The sequence below is a fragment of the Paenibacillus sp. 102 genome (genome assembly GCF_039549175.1).
Taxonomy (GTDB): domain Bacteria; phylum Bacillota; class Bacilli; order Bacillales; family Bacillaceae_G; genus Bacillus_A.
In genome coordinates this window covers 1-15,984 of sequence record NZ_JBCGHT010000024.1, presented here as the reverse complement: position 1 = coordinate 15,984, position 15,984 = coordinate 1, and the positions used below count along the sequence as shown (strand labels likewise).

Below are 15,984 nucleotides of genomic sequence, written 5' to 3'. Positions count from 1 at the left end.
TGTTAAAAAATAAATAAAAATTAATTAAGAAACTGTTAAGCTCCATTTAAAAATTCTTTTACATAATAAAGTTATAAACACAAAATAAGGAGAGGTTTTTTAATGTCTTTTTCTCAATTAAATATTGATGCTTTTCGAGCTATCAATGATTTAGGGAAGCAATATTCATCCCTAAACTCAACTATGATATTTTTAGCGGAATATATGGTATATATTTTAGGTTTAATTATTATCGCTTATTGGTTTACTCGATCTAGAAAAAACAAAATGATGATTATTCAAGCAATGGTTGCTTTCGTAACTGCTGAAATAATTGGAAAGTTAGCAGGAAAATTGCATTTGAATTATCAACCATTTGCAGTATTACCTAATGCTAATAAGCTTGTTGATCATGCAGTAGATAATTCATTTCCTAGCGACCATACGATTCTATTTTTCTCAATTTGTTTTTCATTTTGGCTTGTTCGTAAAAAGGCTGGATGGTTATGGCTTGTACTTGCATTTTGTGTAGCTATTTCTCGTATCTGGGTAGGGGTTCATTATCCTTTCGATGTCATAACTGGAGCTATAATAGGAATTATTTCAGCACTATTTTCGTATTGGTTAACACCGAAAATTACATTTTTCAAACAATTACTTAATCTTTACGAAAAAATAGAACAAAATGTAATACCATCCAAAAACAAGTCGAAAAACTTTTGATTAATCACAAAGCTAAAAAGATTACATATATTACCGATTATTTTTTCAATATTGTCTTGAGCAAAGAGCACTCCCTTGGGTGCTCTTTAATTTTAAAATAACGATTTTGTTCACTTTTTTGTAACAAACTCAAAACTTTAATATGTTAATATTAAGTTTGACCTAAAAACTCATATTAACTATGCAAAAGTCCTAGCCCCTTCTAGGACTTTTTGCATTCAAATAACGCTTTTGTTTAGTTTTCAATGATTAGATTAATAGCTCCAGCTTGATCTAAATTTATTAATAATTTTTCTGCTACTTTCTTTGTAATTGTATTAGTAGCAAATGCAATTTCCTTATCATCTACAGTAATTCTAGCTTTATCTTCAATGTATTCGATTTTCACATCTTTCATATTTCACAGCTCCCTTTTCTACAAAATTCAAATTTGATTAATATCCGCTAGCCAATCGATTCGCTGTTTTTCTTCCTTGTCATAGAAATGAACCTCGTATGTCGTTATGACGCTTGTATCACGCTTCAAGAACTTATCAGCCGTGCTCTTTGCTGTGTAATCGAAACTCCCAACAACATCATCAATTGTTAACTGTTTCATGCTCCTAGCCCTATTGGTCTTTTTCTAATTACATTTTTTCTTGCTAGGTCCATAATTAGTAAAGCAACTTCATCGGGATCTCTTTGCAACTTCTCGCCGATTGTAAAAACACTCTCATTGTTCTTCCATGCTTCACGTACTAACAAAATGTCATCTTCATCCCAAAGCATGTCTAACTCTTCTAAAGCCACATACAGGTTACGACGCGAGTTCTTCATGTATTTCCGTTGCTGCGCCGCTATCGTGTAATCCTCCATTTGTAAATCCGTTTCTAATCTCGCCATCCCAATTCCCCTCCATCTGCATTTGTAAAGCCATTTCCAAACGTGCCATGACGTCATGACGTCTTCTATCCACTTCTTCCGGGCTCCGTTCCCCTGCCGCGCAAATACATGATGCAAATTGATAACAGCCATTCCCTATATCGTTTCTGATAACTCCCGTTCCATCACATGCACACATCTTAATTCCCCCTCTTATTTAAATAGATATTTCATTAAGATTTTAAGTACCCGATTTCCCTTGCATAATCACGCATCTTTTTCATTCCTTCTTCTGACCAACCCCAATGAGTACAGTACAATCCACTGTAACCATTTTTACCGTTCGAATTATCATTACCAAATATAAAGTCTGTAAAATCTCTGATTAACCCCCACATTGTTCCGCCACCAGAGAAATAATGTTCCTGTTTCTTATTCATGTAAGAACTTCTTGTCATACGCATCGGAACATTCGTACCATGGTCAATGAACCATAGATTTCTACCATCATGCTTAAAATGAGCCGTTTTATCTTTGTAACGAAAGAACTCTCTCTCGTGATCTGCTAAGTAATTGATAAGTTTATTCGCAATTTCAATCCGTTTTTGCTTATCCACCTTAATTCCCCCTTAGAATGGTAATGCTTTTCTTCTGAAATCCTTTGTATCTTTGAAAACAATCGCTCTAAAGTTATTGAATATCCGTGACACAATCCGCTCATCATATGCGCCTTCTAAACGCTCTCCTGTAAGGTTTGTAGTGAAGATTGTAGATTTACCTTGTCTACCATCGAAAACATCGAACAACACCCTATTGATGAAGTTTGTTGCCTTTGTATTTGCATCTAATGCTCCTAACTCCGCTCCTAAATCATCAACTACCAATACATCCGCTCTAACTAAAGTTCTAATGATTGCATTCTCAGTTAAGGAGGAATCTTTGTTAAATGTGCTTTTGATTTTCCGTAGCAATTCACCAACTGTAACGAAGACAACTGATTTCCCTGCCCCTGCAAGCTGATCTGCAATGGAGTAAGCAAGATGCGTTTTTCCTGCTCCACAATTCCCGGCCATAATCGTATTGAATACCTTCTCATTGAGATAATCCGTTGCGATGACCTTTGCAAGTTCAAGGTTCTTCGCTCCTTCCTCGCTTGTAGGTTGGTAGTTATCAAAGTTAGCCTTTTTAATATTTGAATCTGCAATCATGCTTTGCTGATGGAACAAGAATTTCTTTTCATTCGCTTTATCTGCATCATATTTCGCTTGTTCATGTTCCTGGAGCTTCTTACTTTCGTTTTCAAGGAAGCATCGAGGGCATACAACTTGTCCACCGAACTTCATCTTATTCATGCCATGCGTATCACAAACATCAGAATCCATAGTCATATTCACCTTTTTGGCTATATCGGTTGGTATTGCCAGTGCCGCTCTCTGCATTGCTCTTCGCTCCTTTTTTAGAATTCATTTGGATAGTTAACTGATCGAACTTTTCACGTAGCTTTTTAGGAGATAAGATATTTCCTTGCCAAAATGGATCTGCTTGGCACCAATCAATAACATCTTTAATCTCTTGTAATTCACGGTTATCCTTTTCACGCATTAATCTAAAGTCATTAGCCCAAGAATCGAAGTTAGGCTCTTTTTGTTTAGGATTATTACCCTTAATTTTTTCAAACAAATACTTAGCTGCATTGGTGTCGCAAGTTTCAAACTTGTGACGGGAAGGTTTTTCTTTCTTCTTTTTATCTTTTTCTTTATCTATATCTAATTCTTTATCTTCTTCTATATCTGTTGCGTGACTACCGTGACGTGTCACGTGACCTGTCACAGGACGTAAAAATTTCCCGTCTTGATAGTCAACTAAACTCATGATTTTCTTGTTATTTAAAACCGACTTCAAATCCAACACCGGGGTTCCTAACAGTAAACATTCATTAAGGAAGACTTCTAAAGGACGATTTATTTTCATTTCATTACATCGTTTGCAACACGCTACGCAATTTTCTTGAGTATCCAATCCCCCATGCGATTTAGGAATCAGATGATCTAATGTGTTTGCTGATTCTCCACAATAAGTACATGTCCCAACATCATTCCCTAATAGAAACTGTTTTTCTTTTTCTCTTTGTTTTTGCTTACGTAACCGGTTTTGCTCGCGTATTTTCTCTAATCCATCAACGTTTTGATGTTTCTCCCAATTCGAGATGCATATGTACTGATCGTCTGTGATGTCTATCATTCCGAACTGTTTGAATGTTTGTAACGCAAGTCTTACTGTTGCTATCGGTCTATTAAAAAGTGTTGAAAGCATTTCTTCTGTAAAAGGAATGTTTTCACTCAAGAAAATGTAACCATTGGCATTTGTCCTTCCCGCTTGAGACAATAATTTAATCCAAATAATCAGTAATGTATCTGCATCTGGTAAACTTTCAATCAATCGAATCTTTTCGTCCTCAAACATGTTAGTAGAAAGTTTTATCCATTTAACATCTGCCATTTAATTCACCTTCTTCATTTCCGCTTTAGTGTTGCCACGAACGTATTTGTTCTTTTTCTCTTTACTTGGAATGATGAAACTATATCGTTTTAATCTATATACTGTTTCCATCTCACTCACCTGCAACTTTCTTTGTAGAATGAGACTCTACATATTGTTTGATGCATTCTGTTTCAGCATGTAAATAATCACCGTCAAAGTCTAAGCAAATTTCACCGTAATAGATTTCTCCAGAGCATCCAGCACATTCTTCCATGAAATCTCTTGCTGATGAGTCTTGATGATTACTATTTAATAGTGGATTTTCTATCATTTCCCTTTCCTCCCTTTACTAGGAAAAGTCGATGTGGTATAATGGATGTATTGATTTCGTGATCGACTTTTCTAAAACGACCTATCTCCCAATGGGTCGTTTTTTCATGTTTTCATAGTAACTAACCTGCAAATCTGTTAAGATTTAGTTACCGATATGTGTTTCAACTGGCCTGTGTTTCTGTACGGGCTTTTTTGTTGCTATTCTTTAGCTAGCGGATACATTGTTCTCGCTTCTGGTCATAATGACAAGCACAGGCTTGTCCTATTTGTTCAATATTTCGTAAAATTTTTTTATTAATCTATTAAAAAGCACATGCTAAACTATTTATGAGTAGATAGTCATGCGACAATCTAACACCCTATGCTCTAGTCTTTTGCACCTGGCTAGAGCTTTTTATCTTGGACATATTTACCACTTTTATTTTTAGAAAATTATGATAGTATATCTTTACCGAGTCTTTTCGATCGCTCGGCAATACTCTTATAGAAGGGCCCTGATTCCCTCAAATCCTATTGCACAGGGCTCTTCTATTTCCTATCTAAGACGATGTACTCATGATGTTTTACAATAGCTTCTACGCTGTTATGTACTCCTCTAGCTTTTAAATCCCGTATCATTGCGATAATTTTCTTTCTTTTGTATTTATCTCGTTGTTTTTTATCTTTCATCTTGTGACCACCCTGTCTTTTTGTCCCAAACATCTATCCTATAAATCAGGTAACTACCGACTGAAATTATCGAACCTAAGATTGCTAGTGACAGTGGGTTGTCTAGCATTTACATCGCATCCTTTCCAAGAAACTTATTGATGAAGTAAAGCTGCCCTTTCCCTGTAATCTTTGGTGTGTATGTTGTGACAAACTCACCATTCCCTGATGTATGTACATGTGTTTTCAATTCAAACAACTTCATGTCCATTGCTTTTTGTGTTGGTTTGTTCACCATGCCTGTTTTGCTACAAAGATAACCATTCTTTCTTAACCAATCGAACAAACGATTCTGACCGATATTCACGCCTTTTTGTTTCAATATCGTTGCCAAATCTTTTACTAAAATTGTATTCGTTGATACTTCAACAGCTTGAGCGAATGTTAATAATGGTTGTTGCTGCAATACTTTCCGTTCAGCTTCAACTCGTTTTTGTTTTTCTTCTTTTAAGTTAGTAAGAAGGCCAATCATGAAGTCTGGATCAGTTACCGCTTTTTCTAGGGCTTGGTCGGTCATATATACTCCTTGTTTGCGGATTGTTGGAAGAACTTCTATCGCTAACCAGTCCTGGAAAGCCTCTGCGATTTCGTTATTTGCTTTAAAAGTTAGCTTGTAGACTAAGGATTCAGGTATTAAATCGCCTTTCCCCACAAGTGGGGAATTTTTAGGAAGATAAGAATTCACCCTATCCCATCTGATATACGTTTTTCCATTTTTCTTTTGCGTGAATCCTAAGCTTTTGGAAACCTGTTCTACATCGAAGAATACTTCGCTATTTTCGAATTTTGCAGACACCTCAAAAATTTTATTCTTAAAAGTTTTTAATGCATTCATCTCTATCACTCCTCTTTAATTTGTTCGAAAAAATCGAACTTATTATTCAAAAAAATTTTATTAATACTATTAAATTCGATTTATTTAACTTTTTTAAACAGTTCTTCAACTGGTATAGAAAATACTCTTGAAATTGCAAATGCAGCTTCTTTACCAGGTGATTTTGTACCTTTAACATATTCGCAAACTGTGCTCTTAGAGCGTTTTATCTCCTTAGCAAGTTGTACTTGCCTCATTTCATTTTTATCAAGCAAAGCCGACAATTTTTTGTTGTCAAAAATCATTTTCCTGTTCACCTCGCTTACAAGTAATACTATAACAAAAAGTTCGAAAAAAGGGAACTATTTTTCGGACTTTTTTATTTATTTTTCATTTATAAATTTATCTATAACAACTTACAACACTGAAAAAGTTTGCTCAAGGCGAACTTTTATACTAAAATTAACTTGATTACTGTTACAGTATATTAGTAACCAACTTAATAATAAATTATTGCACATTATTTTAATTTCTATAAAAGGGAGGAATTACTTGTGCGTGGGGATAGGGTAAAACAATTACGAAAAGAAATGAAATGGACCCAAGAAGAGTTGGGGAATCGTGTTAATCTAAAGAAATCTACTATATCTGAAATTGAAAACAATAAAAAAGATGCTGGAAGAAAAGCAGTTACAAGAATTGCTACTGTATTAAACTGCACTACAGATTATTTACTAGGGTTATCTGACGATCCAGAATTGAACGAAGAAGAAAACAAGATTGTTACTGAAGAAGGAAAGAACATAATGGCTTTAATTGAAAGTCTTCCAGAAGATGAGAGAAAGAAAGCATGGGAGCAATTAGAGATGTATGTTACTTATATGCAAAGTAAAAAGAATGGCTAATCAAAGAAGACTACCTAACGTGGAAGTCTTCTTTTTTATGTATGTTGTTTTCCTTATAAGATTCGTCTAGGCATAATTTTAAAATATCTTCTGCTTTAATCGAAGCACCAAATTTCAAACCCAATTTTACAGCTTCTCTAACTAATTGCTTTTTTTTCAAATGTACTTCCCCCTATATCCTCTGTAATATATGTGGACTTTCTTAAAATGGAAAGCTTTTGTTATTCGGGTCAAAATGTTTCTATTTCTTTTAGAGCAGAAATGACACTATCAATTAGATAGTGTCATTTTTCATATTTATATTAATCAACGGTCCCCTAGCCCTGAATCAATCATGTATAGAATTATTTTTTGTTCTTTTGCGCTGTGAACTTTCTCTTTTCCTGTCACTTGAAAAGCCGTGGTAGAAAAACAAACTACAATAGCAATCGTCAAAATGGCTTTAATAACCTTACCTTTCAAGTGTTTCACCACCATTTATGTATAATTCATCTATAACGTTTCAAGGCTGTTTTTTGTAGAATGATATAGAAAAAATAAATTGTTTGTACTTTATTATAAAACTACTTCCTTTTTTAAAATTTCTCGTTCAATGAACTCGAAGAATCCTGGCGGCTCTTCATCTAACATTTTATACGCTTTTTCAACTATTACCATCTTCAATTCTTGCATTAAATCTTCTCGTTCTTTAAAAACAGTTTGTTGAACGTGTTTCAATATTTTTAACTCTAATTGATCAATAATAGCTTGTACCTCTGCTTGCTTTCGAATATTTTCTACTGCCATAAACATTTCTCCTTTAGATTCAATTATCCTTTAGAAGCGTGTAACTCATCATATAACTGCTTTATTATAATGATGTTTCATTACAGCGAATTTCTTAACTGTTTTAATGTTTTTTTGACCCAGTAACCTACGTTTTGTTCTGTTTCTCCCAAGATTTCAGCTATCTGTCTATTTGTAAGCATCTTTTCATAACGGTAGTAGAGAATCTTGCGTTGCTTATCGGTCAATGCACGCATCGCTTTATCTAATCTCTCGTTTTCTACAGGAATAATGCTTCCTTCCCCTACTTCTTCAATAACAACTGCTTCAGGGCTTTCTCCTTCACTATCTTGTAAACTCCCAATCGTTTCAATCGTAGGGAAATTTCCTTCTAAAGCGTTCTTATCAAAAATTAGCATTTGCTTTTTATTTCTGTTTCTCTGTCTCTTATCAAAGTCAATAGCACGGCCACGGATTAAGACAGAGCAATACCTTAGTACTCGATTGATTCTATAAAAATCTTTTGATGTTTGATTAAGTAAATTGATGTTTTTTTGAGAAGGATTTTTAAAAGCTTCGTTCATTATTTCTTCGTGCTTTTTATCTTTTAAAAACTCTTGAATAACGGGGTTTTCTAATATTAAAGGTAGTCTCTTTTGCATTTGCTGTATGTACTCTAATTGTTTTTTTTCTTCGGTGTGATCACAATTATTATTGGAATTAGAGTGAGTATGTTCTTCCATAAAAAAGCCTCCTTTTTTGCCAGGAATGTTGTATATAAAAGAAAAAAACCAAACGTTACAAGAACAAGTGTTCTCATTATCTCCCAAATTAGTGCGAAAATCTAGTACTTTTTACAAAATAAAACAATGTTTTTTTTATAAATTCTTTTTAGTTTTTTAACACTTCTTTCTCTAATAAAAGTGAGGAGGTGTCTGTATGAAAAGTACACAAGCTGGTACCAAAATAAACGCCGGAATAGACTTCATAAACGCTAAAAATTTTTGGAAAAACGGCCATTATGGACAAGATACAGTTATTGCTGTAATTGACACAGGTTGTGATATTAACCACGAAGAGTTAAAAGACAACATTATCGATACATTCAATTTTACAGATGATGATAACGGTGAGGTTAACGTAGCAACGGACTATACGGGACACGGGACACACGTATCCGGAATTATAGCCGCAACTAACAAGAAACATTCTATTGGTATAGCTCCAAAGGCAAAACTTTTAGTTATTAAAGCCATTGGACATACAAATATTTCAACTCATGAACACTTGATTAAATCTATTCGCTTTGCAACTGCTTGGAGGGGTAAAAATGGTGAAAAAGTAGATGCAATGAATCTCTCCTTAGGCACAAAAGAAGATGCTCCAGAGTTAAGAAAGGCAATTGACGAAGCGTTACAAGAGAATATCTTTGTAGTAGTGGCCGCAGGGAACTACGGGGATGGATCGGAACTAACCAATGAAATTCTTTACCCTGGATACTATGAGGAAGTTATTCAAGTTGGTTCTGTTGGAAAAAAACTTATTCCCACCCATATGAGCAATACAAACAAGAACATCGACTTTTTAAGTCTCGGAGAGTCTGTTTACTCGACCTACCTTCAAAACAACTATATAAAGCTCACAGGTACATCAATGGCAACACCACAAATTACAGGAGCAATTTCTTTAATCCTGTCCTATTTCAAAGCAAAGAAATTACCAATTTCCCAAAACATTATTTATCAATATCTTGTTTCACACTCCTTTTTATTAAAAGGATACACAAATAAAACCCAAGGAAATGGAGTTCTGAAACTATAAGGAGGTGCTAAGCTATGACCCCATTTGAAATGTTTAGCGCATCAATAGGCAATTTTGGATTTCCTATTGTAATTTCTATTTATCTTTTAATTAGGTTCGAGAAGAGGATTGAGGTTTTAACGATTGCAATTAACGAATTAAAGCAAGTCGCAGAAAAAGAAAAATAAAAAAGCATCGGTCATTTTAACCGATGCTTTTAGATAATTAAACCCCAAAGAGTAAAGTTGCAACTATGTTATAAACAATAGGTACTAAGAACATTACAATGTTAAGAATAATTCCCCATAAAGACAATTTATCTTTGTTCATTCGATAACCTATAAACCCGATTATTGCACCAATTGGAGCAATAGGAAAAGGCATAATCATAGGCAATCCTTGTATTTTTTCTAAAGGTACTAATCCAGTTAAGAAATTGATTACAAGTGCTGCTAAAATTACTGCAATAGTTATTGAAATTCCACCTAGAATACTGTTCTTGCCTTGTTTTTTTACTTCTACGCTGCTATTTGCCATTTTAAATTCCTCCACTTCATTATTCAAAGAACAGAAAATATAATTTCATACTGTAATAAATTACAATATTTAAGAAGACAACCAATGCTAACGCATATACTGGATTAAACATCTCGAACCCAAACGTACCATAAAAGAAGAACAATAATGCCAAGAAGCCCATATTCGACCAACAAGTGATATAGCCTACCTTATACTTAATCATTTGATCCCGTTCGTCTTCTTCCTCTTCCTTTAACCATTTTTTATCCTTTTTAATCTGGATTGCATTAACTATTGTTAATACAATCCAAAAAATTGTGATTAAGGGTAAAACCCACGATAATATTCCTGGTTCTCCGGCTTCCATTTTCCATATGTGAAAAGTGGCTTCCATCAATAAAATACTAATTACTATTTTAATTAAAAAATTGTAAAGGTAATTCAATCCTTCTTCACCTCTGTAAATATGTCCTCAACCGCACAATTAAAGGTTCTAGCTATTCTCATAGCTAAACCAACACTAGGCTCATACTTTTCTCTTTCAAGAGAAGCTATCGTTATTCTTTTTGTACCTACCCTTTCAGCTAACTCTGTTTGAGTCAAACCAGCAATTTCCCTATGTTCTTTTACCTTATTTGTGGTATAAATTTTCATTTCATTCAGTACCCCTCATTCCAATTAGAATAGCTGAATGTATAGTATTCTATACTTTCTATGTATAGAATACTATACATTAGTTAGATATGTAAAGGGAATAATTAAAATTTTTCATAAAAAAAGGAAAATCCTTGATGGATTTTCCTTTTTATTTTTCTTATTTGAATGGATTACACCATTGTAGATCAAACCAAGCAGATACCGCAATAGCCCACTCACTACCATTTTGTGTATGTGGCCATAAGCAATCCTGTAATTTTCGGTCACAAGAACAAGCAAAGTAACCAACAGATCCATAACACTTATCGTGCGTTTTGCAACAACTATCTACTGGAGAAATCGGAGCACTTGGACCTGAACATCCTGGTCCACACCAGTTACCATAAATACAAGGAACGCTCTCTCTTACCTCTTCACGGGTTTCAGGAAGCTCTAAATTTTCCTCCGTTGAAGGAGTTAAAAACTCTTCTGTTACTTCCATTTCACGCGTTTTCACTACTTCATTTTCAATTACTTCATATCCTTTAAGAACAAACTTTCCGTTTGTTTCGACTACTACACTTCCAGTAACCTTCTCTTCTTCATCAGCATTTGTATAAGTAACTTGTACCTTGTTATCTGTACTAGATAAAATAACAAATTCAACCGTAACACCGTCACGTTCAAATTTGTAACCACGGCGATTATCCAGGTCATATGATCCAAGAAAAGATGTTAATTTTTTAACTAATTTCTTTGCAAGAACATTATCTTCTTGAAACTTTTCAAGTAGAAGTTCTCGTTTTTCTTCTGATAATACTTGTAACTGTGTCATTAACAAACACCCCTAAATATTATTTTGGCGGCAATACCTGGATTCGAACCAGTAAAGAGAAAAAACGGTCTTTTAAAAGACATACTGCCTTAATATTGGAGATGGCAGTCGGATTCGAACCGACGATAAAGGTTTTGCAGACCTTTGCCTTACCTCTTGGCTATGCCATCATTTCAGTATTTTGTTGCCTTACACTTGTAATAGAGAAGCAACCTCCTAAAAACTAAAAAGAATTTTAAAAAACTTTCATTTTTTGGACGGCAGCAGTTGAGTTCGAACCTATGCTAAAGGTTTTGCAGACTCTTCCTTATCTCTTTGCTATGCCATCATTTCAACATTCCATTTCCTTACGTTTGTAGTAGAGAAACAAGTCCCTAAAAATTAAAAGATCGTGAAAAAACAAAAAAACCACGCTAAGATCATGCAAGATTTTATACAGTTTTTCGGCTAATCCAGTAACAAACGGGAACCCTAAAACCCACGCCAGGATAGGAATGTATAAAAAATGAATAGAGTCATAGAAAAAGGAAAAGGCGGATTCCTTGTGAGATTAGGGATCCGCCTTTTTCTTGCTACCGATAATAGGACGTTATGTTAACCAAACATGTATACTATATACATAGAATTAAAAAGATAAAAAGAGAGTTTAACTTTGGAGGACATACAATGGATTTTTTCATGACTTGTGAAGTTTGGAAGACGGTTAAACATAGTGATGTAAAACTAATATTAGAAGTAGAAAATACCTTAAAAAAACTTGAAAATAATCACTATGGTAATGAGATTGAAAGCATAAGTATTATTCCAATTATTATTGAGATAATACCAGAACTTGAGGACGCAGGTTTTTTCAAAGAAAGAAAACTCTTCAAAAGAAAAAACAAAGAAGCGGATATGAGATTAAGAATTAATATTGAAACGTTTTTAAATGCCGATCGTGATAGAAAGAAATTGCTAATCATTAAAAATGTGATTGAGTGTATAAGAATATTAGGAACAAAGGCCAAGAAAGATTTTGATGCTGAAAGATTAGAGAACGACATTCTAAATTTGTTTGAAGTTGAAAAAGGCGTAATTGATAATATTGATATGTAAGTGAATTACAAATTACTTCCAATAACGATAATTATGTAAATGAGCTGTCTATAGGGGCAGCTTATTGTATTTTTTGCTTAGCGTGGTTTTTTTCCAAAATGTTGGCGGTACCCCTATTAGATTTTGTGTAGTTGTAAGACTCCTGCATCTAAAACAACTTTTTTATACTGTCACCCACTCTATCTTTATGCCTTCACCGTTTAATTGAGCAATAAGTTGTAAGAAATCTCAAAAACTAAAAAATTTATATTTCTTTTTAGTTTTTGAGATTTGCTTTCTCTACTACTTACGAGAAGAAAAAAGCGGAGGTATTGATTATGAAGAAAAATTATGAAATTACTATCTTTACTATGCCCCACTGTCCGGCTTGTACTAACTTAAAAAAATGGCTCACTAAAGGGAATTTTACCTTTATAGAAAAAGATATTATCAATGATTTAAAAGCTCAAAAAGAATTTAAAGACCTAAGCTTAAAATATACCCCAACCATTTTTATTGAGGATGGAGAAGAAACCCATAAGTTTATTGGAGCACCAATTAAAAAACTCGAAAAAATCTTACTATCAGAATCCATTTCACAATAAATGAGGTTAAAACTATGGATATTATCGAAGAAAAAGTTAAGAAATATAATCAAGTTAAAGCTGATTTAATGAAAATTGCTCAATGTATCGATTATTGCAGTGAAGATGAAAGGAAAATTTATCAAGACATCGCTCTAAACTACTCAAAACAACTTAAATACATAAAGGAATCAATTGAAAAAATTTACGGCGTAGAGCTTTGCAACTGTTGTACCTTTTCAGACAAATAAAGGATTGGGAAATAGATCGACATCAATCAGATGTAGAAAGTATCAAGTCTCTTTTCTCTATTTTCAACATCTCAACAGACACGCTTCTTGGCTTCGAGAACGAGCAAGACGATGCATTGCATTTTTAATACTTAGCGACGTCAAAAAATCTCATGAGGAGCTATATGGACGTCAAAAAGGACGTTTGGCAAACTGAGTCTTATTGTACGTAAAAATGCTACAAAACAACAAAGATATATTGTGGTTTGATTTCATTTTAGAAGAAAGGTTTTCCATTTCATAGTGGTAAATTTTTTTAAAATACTACCAATTTATCCATTGAGGGCTTCGGCTCTCTTTTTTTATTTTCTTCGACAAAATATAACAAAATAGTTGTAACTGGATTTGTTATGATAGTCTCGAAAATCTTACATTTTAATCAATTATTTTAAAAAGGTGGCAAAGACATGCAAACATTAGCAGGGTTGTTTTTACTTGTATCAATCGTATTTCTCGCTTTATTTATCATTGCTATTTTTCGAAGAAAACCTAAAGCAAAGTTATTCATAGGAGCAATCGTATGTTTTATCTTGGCGTTAGTTATCGTTCCTACTTCAAATAAGGAAGAACAATCCCAAACTAAAGAAAAGAGTCAAACAGCCTCTTCTGAAGTGAAAAATGAAACTAAGAAGGAAGAACCGAAGAAAGAGGACGCAAAACCAGCACCTAAAAAAGAGGAACCAAAGAAAGAAGAGCAAAAAAAAGAACTTTCTAAGGAAGGTGAATCATCTAAAGTTAAAATCGCTGTGGGAGCTGTTGAAACTTTAGAATCAGTTGGAAATGAAATTACAAACGAAAAGGCACAAGGTGTTTTTAAAGTTGTAGAAATATCTATTACAAATAATCAAAAAGACGCGGTTACTATTGATGCTAACAGTTTTAAATTAGTAGACAGCCAAGATCGTGAGTTTAAATATTCTACTCAAGCGCAAATGGCTTATGATATATCTAATGGTGGAAAGTTAGACTTTTTCTTAAAACAACTTAACCCTGGTCTAACACAAACAGGGAAAATTATCTACGATGTGCCAAAAGACGCTCAAGGATTAGTTCTAAAAGCTCGTGGCGGTATGACAGGTAAAGAGATTAAATTGAAAGTAGAATCGTAATAAGGCACTCGCAAGAGTGCTTTTATTTGTACATTTCGAAAGGAGAAACAAAATGGCAAAAAAATATACTAAACTTGATGAACGATTCGGAGTTATAGATTTTCCAGTAACACTTGCAGAAATGGTGGATATATCAAAAGAACTTCCTAAGACAGAACGGAAATTCTACGAGTATGCTTTTGATGCATTAAAAAAGGTTATGAAAAAAGAGGAAAAGATGTATGCTTTTGAAGTTGCTGATCCGAAGCTAACGAAAACTGGTTTTATTGTTGTTGGTGAACATAATCTATACTTTGTAATGATGAAAGGTGGATTATTCGGAGGCGCTGAAGCAGAAACAGTTAAATACAAAGATATTAAGAGTGTAGACTTTGATATCATTCAAGGGCCGTTCGGTGTATCTCTTATGAATACAGGTATCCTTTACTTAGAAATGAAAAAGATGTTTGGAAGTAAAAAACGTACTGTTCGAAATATACCGGATTATAATATTGATGCGCTTTTAAAGGCAGTTCGTGACAGATTGAAATAAAATACTGATTTTCTCAATATAAAAATTTAAGTTGATGTAGTAAAATGGTAGTCGGATGGGAATTCAATATATATTATTAAAAGTAGAGTGGTTCAAGTCGGAGAAAGGCACCTTAGGGTGTCTTTTCTTTATGGAGAAAATCCCCACACATTGTGCAGGGATAAGTACCATCTTTTTGTGAAAATCAAAGTTGTTATTAAATCAAACTAAAGATAACTTCGTTTATAATTACACTTATCCCCCTTTCTGGTCTTTTACCTAGTCACCTTATATCTGTACCATCTGGGAGATAAAAAGTAGCACGAGGCATTTCTTTTATTTTTTTCCAATCAAAATGCCAACGATTAAAGGCATTAGGACTTACAATCCGTCGCTTTACTTGTGTACGACCATTTTCCCAATCACGCAAATATACAGTAGGACTATCTTTATATTTAAATAGAAAAGTTCCTTCGCGAAGAGGTGGTCCTTTAGGATAATTTTGTAAACCAACAGGAATTAACCCTTCCCAATCTCTGAAAATCCCATGATAAACAGCCGTACTAACAATTAAACGAATTCTTCCATGATCTACAAGATAAACTTCGGGCCTTATAGGATCTTTTACTCGTGATCCATTAGATACTGGTGGTCGAAAAAAATCTTCTTGTGGAGCCTCAAATTCATTAGACTGTTGTCCAATTGAATATTGATAAGGTACATAATTATAATAACCATCATAATAATACATTAACATTACCTCCTTTAAGTCAATACAAGATATGGCATGTGACCACTAATTGACTTAAAGGACAAAATAAAAAGGGCAGCCTAAAAACATGCTGCTCTTTTTATTTATTAAAAAAATCCCCACACATTGTGCAGGGACCAAGTGTAAAACAATATCTTAGATGAACACCATCAAAATAATACATTTATTATCCAATAGCAAAAGACCACCTATTTCCGTAGATGGTCCCTGCCTCTTCAGCTTTATTGTACACATTTAAATTATACTGCTAATCACATGCTACTTTGTTATGCAATTTTGCATTAA

Annotated in this window: 29 protein-coding genes, 1 tRNA gene and 1 pseudogene; 10 read left to right on the top strand and 21 right to left on the bottom strand. The window is 33.8% G+C overall.

What is annotated here, in order from left to right:
• Positions 1-102 precede the first annotated feature (102 nt).
• Positions 103-702 (top strand): undecaprenyl-diphosphatase, encoded by a 600-nt coding sequence (locus tag AAIE21_RS26355; protein ID WP_343269424.1) that lies wholly within the window; start codon positions 103-105, stop codon positions 700-702.
• 235 nt (positions 703-937) lie between these two features.
• Here the strand turns inward: AAIE21_RS26355 and AAIE21_RS26350 are convergent, their stop codons facing one another.
• From AAIE21_RS26350 to AAIE21_RS26300, 11 genes are all read right to left on the bottom strand, one after another.
• On the bottom strand, positions 938-1,099 hold the full coding sequence (locus tag AAIE21_RS26350; protein ID WP_343269423.1) for a hypothetical protein: 162 nt from the start codon (positions 1,097-1,099) through the stop codon (positions 938-940).
• A gap of 27 nt (positions 1,100-1,126) precedes the next feature.
• Positions 1,127-1,300 carry a hypothetical protein gene (locus AAIE21_RS26345; RefSeq protein ID WP_343269477.1) on the bottom strand — a complete coding sequence of 58 codons (174 nt, stop codon included), beginning with the start codon at positions 1,298-1,300 and terminating at the stop codon, positions 1,127-1,129.
• Entirely contained in the window at positions 1,297-1,584 is a 288-nt protein-coding gene (locus AAIE21_RS26340; protein ID WP_343269422.1) for a helix-turn-helix domain-containing protein, read from the bottom strand. Before AAIE21_RS26340 ends, AAIE21_RS26345 begins: the two co-directional genes overlap by 4 nt.
• Entirely contained in the window at positions 1,499-1,762 is a 264-nt protein-coding gene (locus tag AAIE21_RS26335; RefSeq protein WP_343269421.1) for a hypothetical protein, read from the bottom strand. Before AAIE21_RS26335 ends, AAIE21_RS26340 begins: the two co-directional genes overlap by 86 nt.
• Before the next feature lie 34 nt (positions 1,763-1,796).
• On the bottom strand, positions 1,797-2,180 hold the full coding sequence (locus AAIE21_RS26330) for a hypothetical protein (protein WP_343269420.1): 384 nt from the start codon (positions 2,178-2,180) through the stop codon (positions 1,797-1,799).
• A 12-nt stretch (positions 2,181-2,192) separates the two neighbouring features.
• Entirely contained in the window at positions 2,193-2,951 is a 759-nt protein-coding gene (locus tag AAIE21_RS26325) for an ATP-binding protein (protein ID WP_343269474.1), read from the bottom strand.
• Complete coding sequence (locus tag AAIE21_RS26320; RefSeq protein WP_343269419.1) at positions 2,935-4,062, bottom strand: phage replisome organizer N-terminal domain-containing protein; 1,128 nt, start codon at positions 4,060-4,062, stop codon at positions 2,935-2,937. Before AAIE21_RS26320 ends, AAIE21_RS26325 begins: the two co-directional genes overlap by 17 nt.
• Positions 4,063-4,174: 112 nt before the next feature.
• Positions 4,175-4,375, bottom strand: coding sequence for a hypothetical protein (locus tag AAIE21_RS26315; RefSeq protein WP_343269418.1), 201 nt, complete (start codon positions 4,373-4,375; stop codon positions 4,175-4,177).
• Positions 4,376-4,905: 530 nt separating this feature from the next.
• On the bottom strand, positions 4,906-5,046 hold the full coding sequence (locus AAIE21_RS26310) for a hypothetical protein (protein WP_343269417.1): 141 nt from the start codon (positions 5,044-5,046) through the stop codon (positions 4,906-4,908).
• 109 nt (positions 5,047-5,155) lie between these two features.
• A complete protein-coding gene (locus tag AAIE21_RS26305; RefSeq protein WP_343269416.1) occupies positions 5,156-5,920 on the bottom strand; it encodes a phage antirepressor KilAC domain-containing protein in 765 nt (254 codons plus the stop codon).
• 80 nt (positions 5,921-6,000) lie between these two features.
• Positions 6,001-6,204 carry a helix-turn-helix transcriptional regulator gene (locus tag AAIE21_RS26300; protein ID WP_343269415.1) on the bottom strand — a complete coding sequence of 68 codons (204 nt, stop codon included), beginning with the start codon at positions 6,202-6,204 and terminating at the stop codon, positions 6,001-6,003.
• Positions 6,205-6,453: 249 nt separating this feature from the next.
• On the opposite strand from AAIE21_RS26300, the gene AAIE21_RS26295 reads away from it, so the two are divergent.
• On the top strand, positions 6,454-6,804 hold the full coding sequence (locus AAIE21_RS26295) for a helix-turn-helix domain-containing protein (RefSeq protein ID WP_343269414.1): 351 nt from the start codon (positions 6,454-6,456) through the stop codon (positions 6,802-6,804).
• 10 nt (positions 6,805-6,814) lie between these two features.
• On the opposite strand, the gene AAIE21_RS26290 is transcribed toward AAIE21_RS26295, so the two are convergent.
• The 4 genes from AAIE21_RS26290 to AAIE21_RS26275 all read right to left on the bottom strand — a co-directional run bounded on the left by AAIE21_RS26290 (position 6,815) and on the right by AAIE21_RS26275 (position 8,312).
• Complete coding sequence (locus AAIE21_RS26290; protein WP_343269413.1) at positions 6,815-6,964, bottom strand: hypothetical protein; 150 nt, start codon at positions 6,962-6,964, stop codon at positions 6,815-6,817.
• A 146-nt stretch (positions 6,965-7,110) separates the two neighbouring features.
• Positions 7,111-7,266, bottom strand: a complete 156-nt coding sequence (locus AAIE21_RS26285; RefSeq protein ID WP_343269476.1) for a hypothetical protein — start codon at positions 7,264-7,266, stop codon at positions 7,111-7,113.
• 93 nt (positions 7,267-7,359) lie between these two features.
• Positions 7,360-7,590 (bottom strand): hypothetical protein, encoded by a 231-nt coding sequence (locus AAIE21_RS26280; RefSeq protein ID WP_343269412.1) that lies wholly within the window; start codon positions 7,588-7,590, stop codon positions 7,360-7,362.
• A gap of 80 nt (positions 7,591-7,670) precedes the next feature.
• Positions 7,671-8,312, bottom strand: a complete 642-nt coding sequence (locus AAIE21_RS26275) for a sigma-70 family RNA polymerase sigma factor (RefSeq protein WP_343269411.1) — start codon at positions 8,310-8,312, stop codon at positions 7,671-7,673.
• Between the two features lie 196 nt (positions 8,313-8,508).
• Here AAIE21_RS26275 and AAIE21_RS26270 point away from each other — a divergent pair, with 196 nt between their 5' ends.
• On the top strand, positions 8,509-9,390 hold the full coding sequence (locus tag AAIE21_RS26270) for a S8 family peptidase (RefSeq protein ID WP_343269410.1): 882 nt from the start codon (positions 8,509-8,511) through the stop codon (positions 9,388-9,390).
• A gap of 14 nt (positions 9,391-9,404) precedes the next feature.
• Positions 9,405-9,557 carry a YvrJ family protein gene (locus AAIE21_RS26265; protein WP_343269409.1) on the top strand — a complete coding sequence of 51 codons (153 nt, stop codon included), beginning with the start codon at positions 9,405-9,407 and terminating at the stop codon, positions 9,555-9,557.
• 37 nt (positions 9,558-9,594) lie between these two features.
• Here AAIE21_RS26265 and AAIE21_RS26260 read toward each other — a convergent pair whose 3' ends face one another.
• From AAIE21_RS26260 to AAIE21_RS26240, 5 genes are all read right to left on the bottom strand, one after another.
• Positions 9,595-9,906: a hypothetical protein gene (locus AAIE21_RS26260; RefSeq protein ID WP_343269408.1), complete on the bottom strand. Its 312-nt coding sequence runs from the start codon at positions 9,904-9,906 to the stop codon at positions 9,595-9,597.
• A gap of 19 nt (positions 9,907-9,925) precedes the next feature.
• On the bottom strand, positions 9,926-10,333 hold the full coding sequence (locus tag AAIE21_RS26255; RefSeq protein WP_343269407.1) for a hypothetical protein: 408 nt from the start codon (positions 10,331-10,333) through the stop codon (positions 9,926-9,928).
• A complete protein-coding gene (locus AAIE21_RS26250) occupies positions 10,330-10,542 on the bottom strand; it encodes a helix-turn-helix transcriptional regulator (protein ID WP_343269406.1) in 213 nt (70 codons plus the stop codon). The genes AAIE21_RS26255 and AAIE21_RS26250 overlap by 4 nt, the downstream gene beginning before the upstream one ends.
• Before the next feature lie 160 nt (positions 10,543-10,702).
• Positions 10,703-11,359, bottom strand: a complete 657-nt coding sequence (locus AAIE21_RS26245; protein ID WP_343269405.1) for a phospholipase A2 family protein — start codon at positions 11,357-11,359, stop codon at positions 10,703-10,705.
• 96 nt (positions 11,360-11,455) lie between these two features.
• A tRNA-Cys gene (locus AAIE21_RS26240) sits at positions 11,456-11,529 on the bottom strand.
• A 496-nt stretch (positions 11,530-12,025) separates the two neighbouring features.
• Between AAIE21_RS26240 and AAIE21_RS26235 the strand changes: the two genes are divergently transcribed.
• The 6 genes and pseudogenes from AAIE21_RS26235 to AAIE21_RS26210 all read left to right on the top strand — a co-directional run bounded on the left by AAIE21_RS26235 (position 12,026) and on the right by AAIE21_RS26210 (position 14,948).
• Positions 12,026-12,454, top strand: a complete 429-nt coding sequence (locus tag AAIE21_RS26235; RefSeq protein ID WP_343269404.1) for an Imm44 family immunity protein — start codon at positions 12,026-12,028, stop codon at positions 12,452-12,454.
• Between the two features lie 317 nt (positions 12,455-12,771).
• Entirely contained in the window at positions 12,772-13,038 is a 267-nt protein-coding gene (locus AAIE21_RS26230; protein ID WP_343269403.1) for a glutaredoxin family protein, read from the top strand.
• 14 nt (positions 13,039-13,052) lie between these two features.
• Positions 13,053-13,268, top strand: coding sequence for a hypothetical protein (locus AAIE21_RS26225; protein ID WP_343269402.1), 216 nt, complete (start codon positions 13,053-13,055; stop codon positions 13,266-13,268).
• Positions 13,262-13,464: pseudogene (locus AAIE21_RS26220) on the top strand (XRE family transcriptional regulator); the annotation flags it as partial. The gene AAIE21_RS26225 and the pseudogene AAIE21_RS26220, both read left to right, overlap by 7 nt.
• Positions 13,465-13,714: 250 nt before the next feature.
• Positions 13,715-14,416, top strand: a complete 702-nt coding sequence (locus AAIE21_RS26215) for a DUF4352 domain-containing protein (RefSeq protein WP_343269401.1) — start codon at positions 13,715-13,717, stop codon at positions 14,414-14,416.
• Positions 14,417-14,468: 52 nt separating this feature from the next.
• Positions 14,469-14,948 (top strand): PH domain-containing protein, encoded by a 480-nt coding sequence (locus AAIE21_RS26210; protein WP_343269400.1) that lies wholly within the window; start codon positions 14,469-14,471, stop codon positions 14,946-14,948.
• Between the two features lie 262 nt (positions 14,949-15,210).
• Here AAIE21_RS26210 and AAIE21_RS26205 read toward each other — a convergent pair whose 3' ends face one another.
• Positions 15,211-15,678, bottom strand: coding sequence for a hypothetical protein (locus tag AAIE21_RS26205; RefSeq protein ID WP_343269399.1), 468 nt, complete (start codon positions 15,676-15,678; stop codon positions 15,211-15,213).
• Between the last annotated feature and the right edge of the window lie 306 nt (positions 15,679-15,984).